The sequence below is a fragment of the Roseomonas sp. OT10 genome (genome assembly GCF_020991085.1).
GTDB classification, from domain to species: domain Bacteria; phylum Pseudomonadota; class Alphaproteobacteria; order Acetobacterales; family Acetobacteraceae; genus Roseomonas; species Roseomonas cutis.
Map to the genome: position 1 here is coordinate 4,108,344 of NZ_CP087719.1, position 15,225 is coordinate 4,123,568.

Here is a 15,225-nt window from a genome sequence, read left to right on the forward strand (position 1 = left end):
CCCGAATCGGGCGGAGGTGGGCAGGAAAGCGGTCAGCGCGTCCCCGCCGCCACGGATCCGGGCGGCAGCAGCCCCCGCCCCTCCAGCAGCCCGGCGAGCGTCCCGCCGCCGAATCCCATGGCCCGGCGGGCGAAGAACCGCTTGACCGGCGGCAGCCGGTCCACCGCCGCGATGCCCAGGCGGCGGGCCAGGCGCAAGGGCGGCAGGTCGTTGCCGAAGAGCCGCTCCAGCGCATGGGTGGCGCCGAGCATCAGCAGCGCGTCCGGCCGCCGCGCCGCCTGGTAGCGGGCGAGCGCCACGGGGCCGCCGGGGTCCTGGCCGGCATGGAGCGCGGCGATGGTGGCCTCCGCCAGGGCGGCGGCATCGCGAAAGCCCAGGTTCAGCCCCTGGCCGGCAATCGGATGGATGCCATGCGCGGCGTCCCCGACCAGGGCCAGCCGGGTGTCCACGAAGCGCGCGGCCTGCATCGCCGCCAGCGGGTAGGACCAGCGCCGGCCGATCACCCGCACCGCCCCCAGATGGCCGCCCAGGCGCCGCGCCACCTCCCGCTCCAGGGCGTCGTCGTCCAGGGCCAGGAAGTGCCGGGCGAGGGGCGTGCGCTCGGACCAGACGAGGGAGGAGAGGTGCGGATGCTCCGGCGTGGGCGCCAGCGGGAGCTGGGCAAAGGGGCCGTTCGGCAGGAAGTGCTCCAGCGCCACGCCGCCATGCGGCCGCTCGTGCGCGATGGCCAGGACCAGGCCGGTCTGGCCGTAGTCCAGCCGCGCCGCGCCGATCCCCGCGGCCCGGCGGAGGGGGCTGTCCCGCCCCTCCGCCCCCACCACCAGGCGCGCCGCGATTCGCGTGCCATCCGGCAGGCGGACCAGCGCCCCGGCCGCGTCGCGCGTCACCGCCGGGCTGGCGGGCGCGAAGACCCGTGGCCCGGACTGCGCATGGAGGACCCGGTTCAGCGCGACCCGCAGCGCCCGCGCCTCGACCATCCACCCGAAGGCGCCTTCCCCGGCCTCCCGGGCATCGAAGTGCAGCCGCAGGCGCGAGGGCGGCTCGCCCGGGCGGCCATCCGTCACCCGGATCTCCCGGATCGGGCCCGGCGCCGACGGCAGCGCCGCCCAGACCCCCGCGGCCTCCAGCAGGTTGCGGCTGCTGCGGGCGATGGCATAGGCGCGGCCGTCGAAGGCGGGCAGCTCCATCGGCGGCAGCGGCGCGGCATCGACCACCGCCGTCGCCACCCCGGCGGCGGCCAGCGTCGCGGCGAGCGTCGCGCCCACCGGCCCCGCGCCGATCACGCAGACCTCAACCGCGCTGTCCTGCCGCATGGCCGTGCTTGCCCCCTTCCTGCCCCGCTGCCCAGCATTTGAGCAGTCTGCCTCGCAGGCCAAGGGGCCGGGCCCGGCTTATTCCGTGCGGGCGCGCCGGTTGTAACGACCGTGGCACGCCCTTCGCATCCCGTTGCGGCTGCGGAGGAAAGGGGGCCGCGGCGTGATGAAGCTGGTGATGGCGATCATCAAGCCCTTCAAGCTGGACGAGGTGCGCGAGGCGCTCACTCCGCTCGGCGTGCAGGGGCTGACCGTGACGGAAGTGAAGGGCTTCGGCCGGCAGAAGGGCCAGACCGAGATCTACCGTGGCGCGGAGTACCATGTGAGCTTCCTGCCGAAGCTGAAGATCGAGGTCGCGGTCGCGTCCGACATGGTGGACGCGGTGGTCGAGGCCATCGCCAACACGGCGCGGACCGGCAAGATCGGCGACGGCAAGATCTTCGTCGTGGACCTGGAGCGGGCGCTGCGCATCCGCACCGGCGAAACCGACAGCGCGGCGCTGTGAGGGAAGCCGCGAGGCAGACGGACATGAAGGACAAGACAACGATGCGAATTCCAGCCCGTGGCCTGGCCGCGGCGCTCCCGGCCCTGTTGCTGGCGCTTCCCGCCCTGGCGCAGGTGACCCCGGGAACCGAGGCCGCGGCCGAGGCCGCGCCGGCCGCCGCGGCCACGGTCGACACGGGCGACACGGCCTGGATGCTGACCAGCACCGCGCTGGTGCTGATGATGACCATCCCGGGCCTGGCGCTGTTCTACGCCGGCATGGTGCGCAAGAAGAACGTGCTGGCGACGCTGATGCAGTCCTTCGCGATCGCCGCGATCGCGACGATCGTCTGGATGGTGGCCGGCTACAGCCTCGCCTTCGGCGAGGGCAACGCCTATGTCGGCGACCTGTCCAAGCTGCTGCTGAACGGCGTGGCGGAGAACTGGAACAGCCCCTTCAGCCTGGGCACGGGCGACGGCGCGGTGGCCTTCACCATCCCCGAGACCGTCTTCGTGATGTTCCAGATGACCTTCGCGATCATCACGCCGGCGCTGATCACCGGCGCCTATGCCGAGCGCATGAAGTTCTCGGCGATGGTGCTCTTCACCATCCTCTGGCTGCTGGTCATCTACGCGCCGATCGCGCACTGGGTGTGGCACCCGAACGGCTGGATCTTCGCCCTCGGCGCGCTGGACTTCGCCGGCGGCACGGTGGTGCACATCAACGCGGGTGTGGCCGGCCTGGTCTGCGCCGTGGTGCTGGGCAAGCGCGTGGGCCTGGGGCACGACAACCTCTCCCCCTTCAACCTGGCCTTCGCCGTCATCGGCGCCTCCATGCTGTGGGTGGGCTGGTTCGGCTTCAACGCGGGCTCGGCCGGCGGCGCCGGCGGGCGCGCGGGCATGGCCATGCTGGTGACCCAGGTGGCCGCGGCCGCCGCGACCCTGGCCTGGGTCTTCGCGGAGTGGATCCTCAAGGGCAAGCCCTCGGTGCTGGGCGCCATCTCCGGCGCCGTCGCGGGCCTCGTTGCCATCACCCCGGCGGCCGGCTTCGTCCTGCCGATCCCGGCCCTGGTCATCGGCGTGATCGCCGGCCTGACCGGCTTCTGGGGCGCCACCGCGCTGAAGCACTGGTGCGGCTACGACGACAGCCTGGACGCCTTCGGCGTGCACGGCCTGTGCGGCATCGTCGGCGCGCTGCTGACGGGCGTCTTCTCCTACGGCCCGCTCTCGGCCACCACCGCCGCGCCGGACGGCACGGTCGGCTCGGTCGCGCAGCTGATCACCCAGTTCTACGCGGTGGCGGCCACCTTCATCTACACCGCGATCGCGAGCTGGATCCTGCTCAAGATCGTGGATGTGATCGTCGGCCTGCGCGTCAGCGAGGAGGAGGAGCGCGAGGGCCTCGACGTCGTCCTGCACGGCGAGCGCCTGGGCTGACCGCCCACCCCTGAGCCGCCCGCCATCTGCGGGCGGAACCGGAAGGGCACCGGCGGGGGAACCTGCCGGTGCCCTTCTCCTTTCCGGGCCAGGCGCCGGTGGCGCCGGCCAGCGGTTGCAGATGGCGCGTACCTCGCCCGCAAAACGGGCATCACCTATCGTTTCGAACAAGATTCGGGCTGCCGGGGCCGGCACCCGATGCGAGGAGCGCCGAAACGATGCTTCCCGATCCGGCGGCGGACCGGGAGGGAACGCCGGCCTGCGGCATCGACTCCGTGCGTCGATCCCCGTCCCGGACCCTCCCCCGCCGGGGCCACAAGCGAGCCCCGGTCCCCGCTGGGAGTTGGTTCTGTGCGGTGGGTGTCAGCCTCCGGGCTGAACCCTGACAGCGCGCGGACAGGCGGGACTCTGTAAAAGCTCAGCAGACGTCAGCGAATGCTGCGGCCATACCCGCCGAGGAGCATGGCTCCTCGGCGCCTCGACCCCGTCGCAGTCATCCGCGCGGCAGCACTGATCGGGTCCAGGGCCCGCAGGGTCCTGGCGGAGTGGGGGTATCGGGGGCGAGGCAGAGCCTTGCCCCCGGGCCACGAGCGCCGAGGCCACTCATCGACCCCGGGCCGCCAATCCGGAGTGCGGCGGGATCAGCGTTCCCGTCCCGGCTCCGGCGTCCGGAAACGGTAGGGCGCCGAGCCTGCCACGGCCGGATCGAGGGCGAGTCGGTGCTCCAGCGGCGGGAAGGCGCGGCTGCGGCATTCGGCGCGGTCGCAGAGGCGGCAGGACAGGCCGATCCCCACCCGCGCCCGGTCCAGGTCGAGGCCGTCGGCGTAGACCACCTCCTCCGCGCGGCCGATCTCGCAGCCCAGGGCGACGACGTGGACGGGCACCGGCTCGCCCCAGCGCGCAGCGCGGCCCTCCACGGTGCGGGCGATGGTGAGGAAGGCGGCGCCGTCCGGCAGCTCCACCGGCTGCACCCGCAGCACGCCGGGCGTCGAGAAGGCGCCGTGCACCATCCAGCGCGGGCAGGAGCCGCCGAAGCGCGCGAAGGGGAAGCCCGCCGCGCTGAAGCGCTTGCCGACGTTGCCGGCGGGATCGACGTGCAGGAAGAAGAACGGCACCCCGCGCGCGCCGTCGCGTTGCAGCGTGGTGAGGCGCTGGCAGGCCTGCTCGAAGGAGACGCCGAAGCGCGCCGCCAGCCGGTCGAGGTCGTGGCGCAGCGCGGCGGCCGCCTCGCGGTAGCGTTCATAGGGCATCAGCAGCGCGGCGGCGGCGTAGTTCAGCAGGCCGATGCGGATCAGGCTGCCCGCCTCCTGGGTGCTGGGCGCCGCGGCGGCGACGATGCCCTCCACCGCGTCGCGCGCCTCGATCAGCATGAGCTGGAAGGCCATGTGGAAGCCGCGGCTTTCGCGCGGCAGCTCCTCCGACAGGTCCAGCCGGCGCGAGGCAGGGTCGTAGCGGCGCAGCGTGCCCTCGGTGGGGCCGACCATGATGGACAGGCCGTGCCGGCCGCGCAGCCGCTCCGCGATGGCGTGGTTCAGCTCGGCCGGGGCGTCGGGCAGCTCGCGCCCGATCGCCTCCGCCGCCTCCTCCAGCGCGGGGAAGTGGTTGGCGCGGTCGTGGAAGAAGTCGCGCGTCTCCTCCGTCGGCAGCAGCAGCTTGCGCCCGGAGGGCAGCGCCAGCCCGCCCGCATCCTCCCGCGCCACGCGCCAGGCGCGGTAGAGCGCGAGCATCGCCTTGGCCGCCGTCGGCGCGCCCTGGGCCAGCGTCGCCACCTCCGCCTCCGGCACGGCGTCGAGGCCGAGGAGGGGGTCGCGCAGCACCTCGCGCAGCCCCGTCTCCACCTGTCGCTCCCGCGCGCCGGAGAGGGCGGTGAGGTCCACCTGGAACACCTCCGCCAGCTTGAGCAGCAGGGAGGCGGTGACCGGCCGCTGGTCGTGCTCGATCAGGTTCAGGTAGCTGGCCGAGATGCCCAGCCGCGAGGCCAGGGCCTGCTGCGTCCGGGACCGTTCCTGCCGCAGGCGGCGGACGGTGGGGCCGATGAGGGTGCGGGCCATGATTTACAGGATTTACGGCTTTACAGAAACGACCGTCAATCGGGCTACCGGTTTGCGAGGTTTCACCGGCTTTGCGGGCTGAACTTTTGCGGTGCGATGTGAATTATTGACCCAGCGAACGACGCTGCTGGAGACGACGCCATGAACTTCCCGAACCACAACGGCCCCTGTTACGCCCCCGATGGCAGCACCGGCCCGGGTAGCGAGCCGGGCCGCTTCGACGGCATCCGCCGCGACTACACCCCCGCCGACGTGGAGCGCATCGCCGGCTCCTTCCGGGTGAAGCACACCCTGGCCGACCAGGGCGCGCGCCGGCTGTGGAAGCTCCTCAAGGAGGAGCCCTATGTGAACACGCTGGGCGCGCTGACGGGCATGCAGGCGTTGCAGCAGGTGAAGGCGGGGCTGAAGGCGATCTACCTCTCTGGCTGGCAGGTGGCGGCGGATGCCAACACCTCCGGCCAGATGTACCCGGACCAGTCGCTCTATCCGGTGGATTCCGTGCCCAACGTGGTGCGCCGCATCAACAGCAGCCTGCGCCGCGCCGACCAGATCGCGACGATGGAGAAGTTCGACGGCAAGGCCGACGACCAGACCCACTACATGGCGCCGATCGTGGCGGATGCGGAGGCCGGCTTCGGCGGCGCGCTGAACGCCTACGAGCTGATGCGCGCCATGATCGACGCGGGCGCGGCGGGCGTGCACTTCGAGGACCAGCTCTCCTCCGAGAAGAAGTGCGGCCACCTGGGCGGCAAGGTGCTGGTGCCCATCTCCCAGCACATCCGCACCCTGAACGCCGCCCGCCTCGCGGCCGATGTGGAGGGCGTGCCCACCGTGCTGCTCTGCCGCACCGATGCGGAGAGCGCGCAGCTCCTCACCTCCGACGTGGACGAGCGCGACCGGCCCTTCCTGTCCGGCGAGCGCACCGCCGAGGGCTTCTTCCGGATCAAGCCCGGTGCCGGCAAGGACTACGCGATCGCGCGTTCCCTCGCCTACGCTCCCTATGCCGACCTGCTGTGGTGGGAGACCTCGGACCCGGACCTGGACGACGCCCGCGCCTTCGCGGAGGCGATCCACAAGGAGTTCCCGGGCAAGATGCTCGCCTATAACTGCTCGCCCAGCTTCAACTGGCAGCGGAAGATGGGCGTCGAGCAGGCGACCGCCTTCCAGCGCGAGATCGCGGCCATGGGCTACAAGTTCCAGTTCGTCACCCTGGCCGGCTTCCACAGCCTGAACCTGTCCATGTTCAAGCTGGCCCGCGGCTACAGGGACCGCGGCATGGGCGCCTACAGCGAGCTGCAGCAGGCCGAGTTCGCCGCCGAGGCCGAGGGCTTCACCGCCGTCCGCCACCAGCGCGAGGTGGGCGTGGGCTACTTCGACGCGGTCGCCACGGCGGCGGCCGGCGGCCACTCCTCCACCACCGCGCTGGCCCATTCCACCGAGGCCGCGCAGTTCCACGACGACGCCCCGGCCGCCCGGGCCGAGCCGGCGCTGGCCAAGTAATCCCCCCGAAGCCACGAAAGGAGCAGACACCATGAACGACCTCGATCACGACGACGGCCTGGTCCACAGCCACTCCTGGGCCTCGGAGCCGACGCCCGCCGTCATCTCCGCCACCAGCACGCTGGGCCGCCCCGCCCCGGTCGTCGTGCCGGCCCGCGACGACAGCCACGATGACGGGCTGGTCCACGAGCATTCCTGGGCCTGCACCGAGCGCGGGGCGATGACCAAGGCGAACTGAACCCTTCCACGAGGATCAGCGAGGCGGCGGGACCCCGGTCCCGCCGCCTTTCGCATGCGCCGCCCGTGACAGGAAGCCGGGGCCGCCCTGCAAGGAATGCGTGACGGCGGCCGCGCCGGCGGTGTATCCCCCGCCCCGCCGAATCCCGCCGAGCCCCGGAGCCCCCCCATGGATACGCCCATCGCCCCCCTCCTCTGGGCCGATCACGCACGGCGGGAGCCGGAGGCGCTGCTGCGCATGATCGCGCATCTGGAGCGCTGCTGCCTGGAGATGGGCGCGGAGGACGCCGCGGATCGCCTCGCCGAAGCCGCGGCCGCGCTGGCGCAGGAGAGCCTGGAGCGTCGACTGGCCGCATGATGCGGGCGGCGCGGTGCATCCCCCATTGGGGGCGTGGCACCCGTTCCCCGGGGGCAAGGCGCCGCCTCGCCCCCGTACCCCCACTCCGCCAGGACCCTGTGGGCCCTGGACCCGATGGGCGCTGCCGCGCAGACGACTGCGACGGGGTCGATGCGCCGAGGAGCCATGCTCCTCGGCGGGACCGGCCTCCGCACTCGCTGACACCGTTGATGTTTCTTTCAGCGTCCCGCCTGTCCGCGTCCGTCAGGGTTCAGCCCGCAGGCTGACGGCAGCCGCGTAGAGCCAACTCCCAGCGGGGACCGGGGCCCGCTTGTGGCCCCGGCAGGGGAGGGTCTGGGACGGGGATCGACGCACGGCGTCGATGCCGCAGGCCGGCGTCCCCTCCCGGTCCCCCGCCCGAACACCACAGCACAACGGGTCAGGTCATCCCGTCGTCCGCATGGCTCGGCCCGGCATTCCAGCCGAGTTGCGGAACCGGAGCCCGCCGGGGGCGGGGGAGGCCGGTCCCCCCTACTCCCGCCGGTAGCGCATGCGCTTCACGCGGCCGCCGCTGGCCAGCAGTCCGGCGATGGTGCCGCCCTCGCGCTGCACCCGCACGTCGAGCCAGATGCGCCAGAGCGTACCGGGGGTGTGCACGCGGATCAGGTCGCCCTCGATCGCCTCCACCTCCCAGAGCGGGCCGACGGCGACCGGCCCGCGGGACTGCACCCAGGTTTTCCCGTCCTTCTCCAGCACCGTCCAGACGGCATCCGTCTCCTCGCTGCGATAGGTGCCGGCCAGCCCCTCGGGCAGCGCCGCGCCGGGCGGCACGCGGTGCCAGAGCCCCTTCACCCCCGCATCCTGTTCCACCTCCACCGCGTCGGGGCCGGCGGCGCGCAGGGTGAAGACGCTGCTGCTGCGCGGCGAGGCGAGGCGGCCATCCTCCGTCGCCTCCGCCACCACCATCATGCCGTTCAGCGTCAGCGTCGGCGCCCCGGCCTCGGTGAAGCCGATCTCCAGCGTCGTATCCGTCTCCGGGTCGCGGTAGCGCCCCTCGAGTCCCGCCAGCGCCGCGCGCTTCGGCAGGGCGGGCACGGGGTGGATGCCCGGCCGTCCGTCCAGCACGGCATCCAGGGCGCGGTGCGCCAGCAGGTTCGGGTCGATCGAGGCAAGGTTGGCGATGGCGATCACCGTCACCCCCTGTTCCGGCACGCGCAGGAACTCGGTGCGGTAGCCCGGCCAGAGCCCGCCATGGCTGACCGTGCGCAGCCCCCGGTAGGGCCGCACCACCAGGCCGCGGGCATAGCGGTTCTCCGTGCCGTTGGCGAAGGGGGTCTGCCGGTCCAGCCCGTCCAGCCAGGTGCCGCCGACGCGCCGGGTGGTGAAGTTGCGGTCCCACAGCGCCAGATCCTGCACGGAGGAGACCAGCCCGCCCTCGCCATGCAGGGGGAAGGCGTGGGGGGCGCGGGACCAGCCGGTCGTGGCCTCGCCGAAATAGCCGGTGGCGAGGCCGGGGACGGCTTCCTGCACGCTCTCCGTCATGCGGGTGTCGCGCATGCCGAGCGGGGCGAAGATGCGCCGGTCGAGGAAGCCGCGCAGGCTCTCGCCGCTCACCCGCTCCACGATCAGCCCGAGCAGCAGGAAGTTCGAATTGCTGTAGAGGAAGCGCGTGCCGGGCGTGAAGTTCAGCGTCCGCTGGCGGCAGATGCCGGCCAGCAGGTCCTCGGGCCGGACGGGCGTGCCGAGATCGGCGCCGCCATGGCGCATGATCTCCAGCATGTCGCGGATGCCGGAGCTGTTGTGCATCAGCTGCGCCACGGTGATCCGGTCGGACAGCTCCGGCAGCTCGGGCAGGTGGCTCCGCGCCTCGTCCTCCAGCGAGAGCTTCCCCTCCTCCGCTAGCATCAGGATGGCGGCGCAGGTGAACTGCTTGGAGACGGAGGCGATGCGGAAGCACGTCCCCGGCCCGATCGGCACGCCGTGCTCGACGCTGGCCAGCCCCGCATGCCGCCGCACCGCCAGCTCCCCGTCCAGCACGATGCCCAGGGTGGCGCCCGGACCGGGCCGGGTCGCCCAGGGGGCGAGCAGCGCCTCCACGCGGCGCTCGATCAGGGTCAGGTCCAATCCGGTCATGGGGCCAGGGCTTTCGAAAGGACGGTGCGGGTGGTTCAGGCGGCCTGCGCCGCCCAGCAGGCGGCACCATGCCCCCCGCCGAGGTCGAGCAGCGTCGGCTCGGCCTCGGCGCAGCGCGGCATGGCGATGGGGCAGCGGGAGCGGAAGCGGCAGCCGCTGGGCAGGGCGGCGGGGTCGGGCGGCTCGCCCAGCGGCGGCGGCGCCACGCGGCGCGCCGGATCGGCCGAGGGCACGGCGTCGAGCAGCGCGCGGGTATAGGGGTGCTGCGGCCGCTCGTAGAGGGCGGCGCGCGACGCCAGCTCCACGATGCGGCCGTAGTACATCACCGCCACCCGGTCGGCCATGTGCTCGACCACGGCGAGGTTGTGGGAGATGAAGACCATCCCCAGGCCGCGCTCCGCCTGGACGTCCTTCAGCAGGTTGAGGATCTGCGCCTGCACGGAGACATCCAGCGCGGAGACCGGCTCGTCGCAGACCAGCAGCCGCGGCTCCAGCACCAGGGCGCGGGCGATGCCGACGCGCTGGCGCTGCCCGCCGGAGAATTCGTGCGGGAAGCGGTCGGCGAATTCCGGCCGCAGCCCGACCCGGCCGAGGATCCGCGCCACCACCGCCTCGCGCTCCGCCCGGGTGCCGATGCCGTGCAGGTCGAGCCCGAGACGCACCGAGGCCCCCACGGTCCGGCGCGGGTCCAGCGAGGCCACCGGGTCCTGGAAGACCAGCTGCGCATGGCGGCGCACCGCCTTCAGCCCGGCGGGCGGCAGGTCGAGGATGCGCTTCCCCTCGATCTCCACGCTCCCCTCGTCGGGCCGGCGCAGCGCGAGGAGCGTGCGGCCGAGAGTGGACTTGCCGCAGCCGGACTCGCCCACCAGGCCGAGCGTCTCGCCCGCCGCCAGGGTCAGGTCCACGCCGTCCACCGCATGCACCCAGGCCACCGGGCGGCCCATCACCCCGGCCCGCACCGGGAAGCGCACGACCAGCCCGGCGGCGCGCAGCAGCGGCACGCGGGTGGCGGCGCGGCCGAGCCCCGCCGCCGGCAGCGCGTCCGGCATCACGACCACCCCGCCGGGGCGGGGGCCAGCTCCGGCGCCCCGGCCTGCAGCCAGCAGCGCCCCTCGTGCCCCGGTTGCGCCAGGAAGCGGGGCGGGGCCATGCCGTCGCAGCGGGCCGCCCCCGCCTGTGCCCGCCCGTCGCAGCGGGGGGCGAAGGCACAGCCGGGGATGCGGCGCGACAGGTCGGGGATGCCGCCGGGAATCTCCCGCAGGCGCGGCTGCACCGCGCCCATGACCGGGGCGGAGCGGAGCAGCCCGCGCGTGTAGGGATGCGCGGGGCTGCGGAGCAGCGGGCCCACCGGCGCGGTCTCCACCACCCGGCCGGCGTACATTACGGCCACCCGGTCGGCCATCTGCGCGATCACCCCGATATCGTGCGTGACCAGGATCAGCGCCGTGCCGAGCGCGCGGCAGCGGTCGCGCAGCAAGGCCAGGATCTGGGCCTGCACCGTGACGTCGAGGGCCGTGGTCGGCTCGTCGGCGAGCAGCAGGCGCGGACGCAGCGCGAGCGCCACGGCGATCATCACGCGCTGGGCCTGCCCGCCGGAGATCTCATGCGGATAGGCACGCGCCTTCTGCTCGGGGGCGGGAATGCCGACCGAGCCGAGCAGCGACACCGCCTCCCGCCAGGCATCGGTGCGGTTGCGGCCGCCGCGCAGACGTAGCGGCTCGGCGATCTGCGCCCCGATCCGCATCAGCGGGTCCAGGCTGGCCTTGGGCTGCTGGAAGATCATGGCGATGTCCCGGCCGCGCAGGTCGCGCAGGGCGCGGGCGCGCATCGCCAGCACGTCCTGCCCGTCGAACAGCACCTGCCCTTCCACGATGCGCCCCGGCGGCTCGATCAGCCGCAGCAGGGACAGCGCCAGCACCGTCTTGCCGCAGCCGGATTCACCGACCAGGCCGAGCACCTCGCCGCGGTGCACGGCCAGATCCACGCCGTTCACCGCGCGCACCGCCGCGGGTCCCTCGCCGAACTGCGTCCGCAGCCCGCGGACCTCCAGCAGGGGCGCCTCAGACATCGCGGGGGTCCAGCACGTCGCGCAGCCCGTTGCCGAGCAGGTTCATCGCGAAGATGGCGACGAAGATGGCCAGGCCCGGCGCGGCCACCTCCCACCAGGCGGTGAAGAGGAAGGAGCGGGAGTTCACCAGCATCGCCCCCCATTCCGGCGCGGGCGGCTGCGCCCCCAGGCCGAGGAAGGACAGCGCCGCCGCGGAGAGCGCCGCGATCGGCGTGGCGTAGGACATGTAGACGATCAGGGGCGAGATGGTGTTGGGCAGCACCGTGCCGAAGATGATCTGCGCCTCGCTGGCGCCGAGCGCCCGGGCCGCTTCCACGTACTCCTCCTGCTTCACCGTCAGGGCGACGGAGCGGATCAGCCGGGCATAGCCGGGGATGCCCGCGATCCCCACCGCCATCATCGCGGTCCAAAGGCTGGGGCCCAGGATGGCGACGATGGCGAGCACCAGCAGGATGTAGGGGAAGGCGAGCAGCATGTCGGTGAAGCGCATGATCAGCGTATCCGCCAGCGGCGAGCCCGCCCCGGCCAGCAGGCCGAGCAGGATGCCGCAGCCCGCCGAGATGGAGGCCGCGATCAGGCAGATCAGCAGGAAGTAGCGCGTGCCGAAGACCAGCCGGCTGAGCAGGTCGCGCCCCACCTCGTCCGTGCCCAGCCAGTGCCCGGCGCTGGGCGGCTTCAGCCGGCCCAGCGTGTCCACCGCCAGCGGATCGTGGGGCGCGATCCAGGGCGCGAAGGCGGCGCAGACCAGGATGAGGAGCAGCACCCCGCCGCCGATCCGGGCCGAGGGGTTGCGCAGCAGCCGGCCGAGCACCCAGCGCCACCCGCCGCGGCGCCGTGCCGGCAGGGGGGCCGCGGCGGTCGGCGCCTCCGCGGTCAGGCTCACTGGCCGTAGTCCACGCGCGGGTCGATCCAGGCATAGAGCAGGTCGACGAGCAGGTTGGCCCCGATATGCGCCCCGGCGCTGATCAGGATGATGGCCTGGGTCAGGGCGAAGTCGCGCCACTGGATCGCCTTCACCCCCAGCTCGCCGATGCCGCGCCAGCCGAAGATCACCTCGATGATGAAGGCACCGCCCAGCAGGTTGCCGAACTGCAGGCCGATCACCGTCATCACCGCCAGCAGCGTGCCCGGCAGGGCGTGGCGCCAGATGACGGCCAGCTCGCCCATCCCGCGGGAACGGGCGGCGCGGATATGGTCGCGGCGCAGGATCTCGATCATGGCGGAGCGGGCGATGCGCGACAGCGGCGCCGCCTCGATCAGCCCCAGCGTCAGGGCGGGCAGCAGCAGCGCCGCGCCCCCGCGCGGCACCACGGGGATCCATTGCAGCCAGACGGCGAAGACCAGGATCAGCAGCAGGCCGAAGAAGAAGGCGGGCATGGAGATGCCGAGCAGCCCCACCGTCATGGCGCCGACATCCAGCCAGGTGTCCTTCCTCGCCGCCGAGAGGATGCCCATGGGCACGCCGATGGCGATGCCGATCAGCAGCGCCGTGCCGGTCAGGGTCAGGGTGTTGGCGAAGCGGTAGCCGATCTCCTCCACCACCGGCTTGCGCAGGCGGATGGACTCGCCGAAGTCGCCTTGCAGCACGTTGGCGCCGTAGCGGACGAACTGGACATACCAGGGCTGGTCGAGGCCGTAGCGCTCCCGCATGGCGGCGATCGCCTCGGCGGCCTCCTCCTCCGTGACCTGCCCCTCATACATGGCGGTGACGGCATCGGTCGGGATCACCGCCTGGATCAGGAAGGTGACCAGCAGGATGCCCGCCACCACCGGCAGCGCCATCAGCAGGCGGCGCAGGGCGTAGCGGCTCACCAGTCGCTCATGCGCACGTCGCCGTTCAGCACCTGGTTCAGGTAGTCGAACCGGTAGTTCTGCAGCCCCGCCTGGGTGATCGTCACCTGATGGTTGGTGAGGATCGGGATCATCAGGCGGCGGTCCAGGATCGCCTTCTGCGCCTCGGACACCACCTTCTGCCGCTCCGCCGGATCCAGGGTGGAGTCGACGGCGGTGAGGAGCCGCGTCAGCGCCTCGTCGGGCGGCAGGTTGCGGCGATGGCCCGGCGGGCGGAACAGGTTGGTCAGCACCAGCGGGTCGCTGTAGGTCCAGCGGTTCAGCGCCAGGTCCCAGCCGTCGCGCAGCAGGGAGGGGTAGAAGGTGCCCCAGTCCGCGGTGGAGATGCTGACCTGGATGCCCAGGGCGGCGAGGTTGCTCTGGATCACCGCCAGGGCCCGGTCGGTCACCGGGTTGGCGTAGGAGCGGATGGCGAACTTCGCCTCCTTGCCGTCCTTCGCGCGCAGCCCCCCGGGCCCCACCGTCCAGCCGGCCTGATCGAGCAGGGCCCTGGCCTTCCCCGGATCGTACGGGGTGCCATGGGCCTCGGCCACGGCGGCGTCGTAGCCGGGGATGCCGCGGGAGAGCGGGCTGAGGTTGACGGCGCCATAGCCGCTGTAGGAGGCGCGCAGGATCGCCTCGCGGTCGATGGCATGGCTGAGCGCGTCGCGCATCACCCGGTCGTCGAAGGGCGGCCGGAAGGAGAACTCCATGAACAGGATGTTCTTCGCCTTGTCGTCGATGACGACGGAGAAGCGGCGGTCCTGGCGCAGCCGGTCCACCGTGTCCGTCTGCAGCTCCGCGGCGCTCAGCTCGCCCGTCTGCAGCGCTGAGAAGGCGACCCCCTCCTCGGGCAGCACGCTCAGCGTCACCTGTTCGGCATAGGCGGGGCCCTTGTTCAGCGCATCGGGGCGCAGCTGCCGGTAGCGCGGGTTGCGCACCAGCACGATCTCGCTCCCCGCCGACCACGACTTGAACATGAAGGGGCCGGTGCCGACCGGGCGGCGCCCGTACTGCCGTCCGGCCTTCTGCACCGCGGCCGGCGAGTTGAAGCCGTAGCTGGCGCTCGCCAGCAGGATCATGGCGGCGGCGAAGGGGCGGCTGAAGCTGAGGCGGACGGTCAGCGGGTCCAGCACGTCGCAGCTGTCGAGCGCCGCGATCTGCCCGCGCACCGGGGAGGCCAGCTTGGGGTCGAGAATGTTGTCGAAGTGGAACTTCACCGCCGCGGCATCGAAGTCGGTGCCGTCATGGAATTTCGTTCCGGGACGCAGCTTGAAGGTGATCTGCTTGTTGTCGTCGCTGAAGGACCAGGATTCCGCCAGCCAGGGCTGAGCCTTTCCGTCCTCGTCGATGTAGACGAGGCGGTCATGCAGGAAGTTCAGGCAGGTGCTGACGGTGAGGGAGACGCTCTGGCCGCTGTAGAGGGATTCGGGATCTTCCGTCAGGCGGTAGCGCAGCTCCCGGGTGGCTGCGGCGGCGGGCCGGGGGATGAGCGGAGCGGCGAGGCTTCCTGCGGCGGCATACATCACGGCGCGACGGGTCGGCATGCGGCTCCTCCAGTTCCAGCGCGTGCGGGAGGCGTCGACAGAACGTACGGCCCGCACCCTTGGGGGAAACTCTAGCAAACCGCATACCAGGACCCGGCCCCGCGCGACGCCGGTTCGCCGCGCGCCTGCGGGGCGACGATGCGGCCCGCGCCGCGTGATGCTCGACTTCCGCAACGATCGCGCGAGGAGCGGACGCGCCGGCCCGAGACCCTCCGGCGCCGGATGCATGGCCGCGCGGGTCTCGAGCCGGCTCGCACGCCGCTTCCCGCTGGCCACGTGATCACCAGAT

Annotated in this window: 13 protein-coding genes; 5 read left to right on the forward strand and 8 right to left on the reverse strand. The window is 72.7% G+C overall.

Annotation, left to right across the window (positions count from 1 at the left end; translation table 11 throughout):
- Positions 1–32: 32 nt before the first annotated feature.
- Positions 33–1,313 carry an FAD-dependent monooxygenase gene (locus LPC08_RS18680; protein ID WP_230449741.1) on the reverse strand — a complete coding sequence of 427 codons (1,281 nt, stop codon included), beginning with the start codon at positions 1,311–1,313 and terminating at the stop codon, positions 33–35.
- A gap of 166 nt (positions 1,314–1,479) precedes the next feature.
- On the opposite strand from LPC08_RS18680, the gene LPC08_RS18685 reads away from it, so the two are divergent.
- Together LPC08_RS18685 and LPC08_RS18690 are read left to right on the forward strand one after the other, a co-directional pair.
- Positions 1,480–1,818: a P-II family nitrogen regulator gene (locus tag LPC08_RS18685; protein ID WP_230453111.1), complete on the forward strand. Its 339-nt coding sequence runs from the start codon at positions 1,480–1,482 to the stop codon at positions 1,816–1,818.
- A gap of 41 nt (positions 1,819–1,859) precedes the next feature.
- Positions 1,860–3,233, forward strand: a complete 1,374-nt coding sequence (locus tag LPC08_RS18690; RefSeq protein ID WP_304622033.1) for an ammonium transporter — start codon at positions 1,860–1,862, stop codon at positions 3,231–3,233.
- Between the two features lie 641 nt (positions 3,234–3,874).
- Here the strand turns inward: LPC08_RS18690 and LPC08_RS18695 are convergent.
- Complete coding sequence (locus tag LPC08_RS18695) at positions 3,875–5,284, reverse strand: helix-turn-helix domain-containing protein (protein ID WP_230449742.1); 1,410 nt, start codon at positions 5,282–5,284, stop codon at positions 3,875–3,877.
- Positions 5,285–5,425: 141 nt separating this feature from the next.
- Between LPC08_RS18695 and aceA the strand changes: the two genes are divergently transcribed.
- The 3 genes from aceA (at position 5,426) to LPC08_RS18710 (ending at position 7,379) form a co-directional block, all read left to right on the forward strand.
- On the forward strand, positions 5,426–6,784 hold the full coding sequence (aceA, locus tag LPC08_RS18700; RefSeq protein ID WP_230449743.1) for an isocitrate lyase: 1,359 nt from the start codon (positions 5,426–5,428) through the stop codon (positions 6,782–6,784).
- Positions 6,785–6,815: 31 nt separating this feature from the next.
- Complete coding sequence (locus LPC08_RS18705) at positions 6,816–7,022, forward strand: hypothetical protein (protein WP_230449744.1); 207 nt, start codon at positions 6,816–6,818, stop codon at positions 7,020–7,022.
- A 168-nt stretch (positions 7,023–7,190) separates the two neighbouring features.
- A complete protein-coding gene (locus tag LPC08_RS18710) occupies positions 7,191–7,379 on the forward strand; it encodes a soj family protein (RefSeq protein ID WP_230449745.1) in 189 nt (62 codons plus the stop codon).
- Between the two features lie 510 nt (positions 7,380–7,889).
- Here the strand turns inward: LPC08_RS18710 and LPC08_RS18715 are convergent.
- From LPC08_RS18715 to LPC08_RS18740, 6 genes are read right to left on the reverse strand one after another with little or no spacing between them, the layout of a single operon-like run.
- Positions 7,890–9,491 (reverse strand): serine hydrolase domain-containing protein, encoded by a 1,602-nt coding sequence (locus tag LPC08_RS18715; protein ID WP_230449746.1) that lies wholly within the window; start codon positions 9,489–9,491, stop codon positions 7,890–7,892.
- A 35-nt stretch (positions 9,492–9,526) separates the two neighbouring features.
- Complete coding sequence (locus LPC08_RS18720) at positions 9,527–10,540, reverse strand: ABC transporter ATP-binding protein (RefSeq protein ID WP_230449747.1); 1,014 nt, start codon at positions 10,538–10,540, stop codon at positions 9,527–9,529.
- On the reverse strand, positions 10,540–11,559 hold the full coding sequence (locus LPC08_RS18725) for an ABC transporter ATP-binding protein (protein WP_230449748.1): 1,020 nt from the start codon (positions 11,557–11,559) through the stop codon (positions 10,540–10,542). Before LPC08_RS18725 ends, LPC08_RS18720 begins: the two co-directional genes overlap by 1 nt.
- Positions 11,552–12,442, reverse strand: coding sequence for an ABC transporter permease (locus LPC08_RS18730; RefSeq protein WP_230449749.1), 891 nt, complete (start codon positions 12,440–12,442; stop codon positions 11,552–11,554). Before LPC08_RS18730 ends, LPC08_RS18725 begins: the two co-directional genes overlap by 8 nt.
- Positions 12,439–13,371 carry an ABC transporter permease gene (locus LPC08_RS18735; RefSeq protein WP_230449750.1) on the reverse strand — a complete coding sequence of 311 codons (933 nt, stop codon included), beginning with the start codon at positions 13,369–13,371 and terminating at the stop codon, positions 12,439–12,441. The genes LPC08_RS18730 and LPC08_RS18735 overlap by 4 nt, the downstream gene beginning before the upstream one ends.
- Complete coding sequence (locus tag LPC08_RS18740; protein WP_230449751.1) at positions 13,368–14,936, reverse strand: ABC transporter substrate-binding protein; 1,569 nt, start codon at positions 14,934–14,936, stop codon at positions 13,368–13,370. Before LPC08_RS18740 ends, LPC08_RS18735 begins: the two co-directional genes overlap by 4 nt.
- Between the last annotated feature and the right edge of the window lie 289 nt (positions 14,937–15,225).